Genomic DNA, 2427 nt, shown 5'->3' on the forward strand with positions numbered 1-2427 from the left:
GGATTCGGGGGTTACCAATACTCATCCGAGGAAATTCAAATGAACCCCATCAAAACTTTGTTCGTCATCGCAGCCCTGACCGTCTCTTCTTTGGCAATGGCTGAAGGCGGTGGTGACCGGGCGTTCGCACGTATGGAAGCGGCTAGGAATAATTCAATGGAATCGTATCAAGTAGCCCAAAAGCAAAGCACCCAACCTCCCATCGCAGAAAGCCAAGCCAAATCGACGGACCACAAGAATTGCTGAATAGCTTGCTGCGCTCCCAAGCTGACAGAAATGTAATCACTGTGGTGGTTCAAATGTGGCAATTTCTGAGCTCGCTTGCCGTAAGAACTCGTTTTTAGTGACGGCGAGCGAGCTCATTCGGGCTCATTACACCCCCCGAGAGAGTGCCTTCACCTGTTTGAGCAACTCATTGGTTGTTTCGCACGGCTTCCCTTTTGACTGATCGGACATAAACGGCATGCATTCCAAAACCTCTAGGCGGACATTCGTTAAAGGCCTGGCCGCTGGTGGCATTCTCGGCGGCCTGGGTCTGTGGCGCACTCCTGTATGGGCAGTGACCAGTCCTGGTCTGCCGAGCGTTCTCACCGGTAACGAATTTGATCTGTTTATTGGTGAAACCCCTGTAAACATAACTGGCTCGCCGCGCACAGCCATGACCATCAATGGTTCGTTGCCCGGACCTTTGCTGCGCTGGCGCGAAGGCGAGACGGTCACACTGCGTGTGAAAAATCGCCTAGACCAAGACACCTCCATTCATTGGCACGGGATCATTCTGCCCGCCAATATGGACGGTGTACCGGGTTTGAGTTTCCATGGCATCGCGCCCGATGGCATGTACGAGTACAAATTCAAGGTGCATCAGAACGGTACGTACTGGTACCACAGCCACTCTGGTTTGCAGGAGCAGGCAGGCGTTTACGGTCCAATCGTCATCGACTCGAAAGAGCCTGAACCTTTTCAATACAACCGCGATTATGTGGTGATGTTGACTGACTGGACCGATGAAGATCCTAGTCGCGTCATGGCCAAGCTCAAGAAGCAATCGGACTACTACAATCACCACAAACGTACCGTGGGCGACTTTATCGACGACGTCAGCAAGCAAGGTTGGTCTGCTGCCGTGGCCGACCGGAAGATGTGGGCTGAAATGAAAATGAACCCCACTGATCTCGCAGACGTCAGTGGGGATACTTACACCTATCTCATGAATGGCCAGGCGCCTAACGGTAACTGGACCGGTATTTTCAAGCCGGGCGAGAAGCTGCGCCTGCGCTTTATCAACGGCTCAGCTATGAGCTATTTCGACGTCCGCATCCCTGGTTTGAAAATGACCGTTGTGGCGGCTGACGGCCAACATGTCGAACCAGTCAGCGTCGATGAATTCCGCATCGCCGTGGCAGAAACGTATGACGTGATCGTAGAACCTGCCAGCGAAGAAGCTTACACAATCTTCGCCCAGTCCATGGATAGAACCGGTTATGCACGTGGAACCTTGGCAGTTCGCGAAGGATTAAAGGCACAGGTACCTGCGATCGATCCTCGGCCGCTTTTGACCATGGATGACATGGGTATGGGCGGTATGGCGGGCATGGACCATGGCAGCATGGCTGGTATGGGCGGCGGCGATATGAAACAAGGTGACATGTCAGGCATGGCGGGCATGGACCACAGCAAAATGGCGGGAATGGACCAAAGTGACATGACCGGGATGACCGGCATGGACAGCGGTGACATGACTAACATGGCCGGCATGGACCACAGCAAGATGGCGGGAATGGACAAAGGCGACATGTCCAACATGGCTGGCATGGACCACAGCAAGATGGCAGGGATGGGCGGTATGGGTGGCGAAATGCAAACTCACCCAGCGTCCGAAACCAACAACCCGTTGGTTGACATGCAAGCCATGAACCCAACGCCCAAGCTAAACGATCCAGGCATCGGGTTACGAAACAATGGTCGTCGAGTGCTCACCTACTCAGACCTGAAAAGCACCTTCCAAGACCCTGACGGTCGCGAGCCCAATCGCACCATTGAGCTTCATCTGACCGGTCACATGGAGAAGTTTTCGTGGTCCTTCAACGGCATCAAATTCTCTGACGCCGAGCCGCTTCGTCTGAAGTATGGGGAGCGTCTGCGTATCACCCTGGTGAACGACACCATGATGACCCACCCCATCCACCTTCACGGCATGTGGAGCGACCTTGAAGATGAGAACGGCAAGTTCATGGTGCGCAAGCACACAATCGACATGCCACCAGGTACCAAGCGCAGCTATCGAGTCACCGCCGATGCCTTAGGTCGCTGGGCCTATCACTGCCACCTGCTTTTCCATATGGAAATGGGCATGTTCCGTGAAGTACGGGTTGATGAGTAAAGGAGACGATCTGTGAGCACATACCTAAATCGTAAATCGCTGGT

2 protein-coding genes are annotated in these 2427 nt (G+C 53.9%); both read left to right on the forward strand.

Annotated elements, in window-relative coordinates; all coding sequences use genetic code 11:
* Positions 1-39 precede the first annotated feature (39 nt).
* Positions 40-246 (forward strand): co-regulatory protein PtrA N-terminal domain-containing protein, encoded by a 207-nt coding sequence (locus tag FHL16_RS33640; protein ID WP_019821356.1) that lies wholly within the window; start codon positions 40-42, stop codon positions 244-246.
* 217 nt (positions 247-463) lie between these two features.
* Entirely contained in the window at positions 464-2383 is a 1920-nt protein-coding gene (locus tag FHL16_RS33645) for a copper resistance system multicopper oxidase (protein ID WP_019821354.1), read from the forward strand.
* Positions 2384-2427: the final 44 nt, after the last annotated feature.

It is taken from the genome of Pseudomonas sp. FSL W5-0299 (genome assembly GCF_005930655.1).
GTDB lineage: Bacteria > Pseudomonadota > Gammaproteobacteria > Pseudomonadales > Pseudomonadaceae > Aquipseudomonas > Aquipseudomonas mandelii.

Bases quoted from the DNA above. Each gene is read 5' to 3' on its own strand.
- FHL16_RS33640 (WP_019821356.1), top strand. From the start codon at position 40: ATGAACCCCATCAAAACTTTGTTCGTCATCGCAGCCCTGACCGTCTCT.
- FHL16_RS33645 (WP_019821354.1), top strand. From the start codon at position 464: ATGCATTCCAAAACCTCTAGGCGGACATTCGTTAAAGGCCTGGCCGCT.